Source organism: Corynebacterium kozikiae (assembly GCF_024580965.1).
GTDB lineage: Bacteria > Actinomycetota > Actinomycetes > Mycobacteriales > Mycobacteriaceae > Corynebacterium > Corynebacterium kozikiae.
Window position 1 is genome coordinate 1 of sequence record NZ_JANIKJ010000060.1, and the last position, 461, is coordinate 461.

Genomic DNA, 461 nt, shown 5'->3' on the forward strand with positions numbered 1-461 from the left:
TCCTGGATGAGCCAACGGCAGCACTGGATGCGCGCAGTGAGTTCGAGGTGTTCCAGCGGTTCAGGGAACTGGCGGATAATCGCACCGCCGTATTGATTTCCCACCGTTTTTCCTCGGTCCGCATGGCCGATCGCATCCTGGTGCTGGCCGATGGCCGGATCGAGGCCAGTGGCACCCACGCCCAGCTGATGGCACAGGGCGGCCGCTATGCCGAGCTGTTCGAGCTGCAGGCGGCGGGTTACCGCTGAGAACGCCTCTCGTTCCGCCCAATGAGAACCCGTCTCATTTGAGATAGAATTCCCCCGACGACTTTTGATAGATACGCCCATGTCCTCCGCTTTTGGCGCCGAAACGGTGCTTGAGGTCCGTCACTGGACCGACGCCTACTTCAGTTTCACCACCACCCGCGACAGCGGCTTCCGCTTCGAGAACGGCCAGTTCGTGATGATCGGCCTGGAAAC

The 461-nt window shown here is 61.0% G+C and carries 1 pseudogene; it reads left to right on the forward strand.

The annotated features are described in order from the left end of the window. Positions 1-248: pseudogene (locus NQ018_RS11325) on the forward strand (ABC transporter ATP-binding protein); the annotation flags it as partial. Between the last annotated feature and the right edge of the window lie 213 nt (positions 249-461).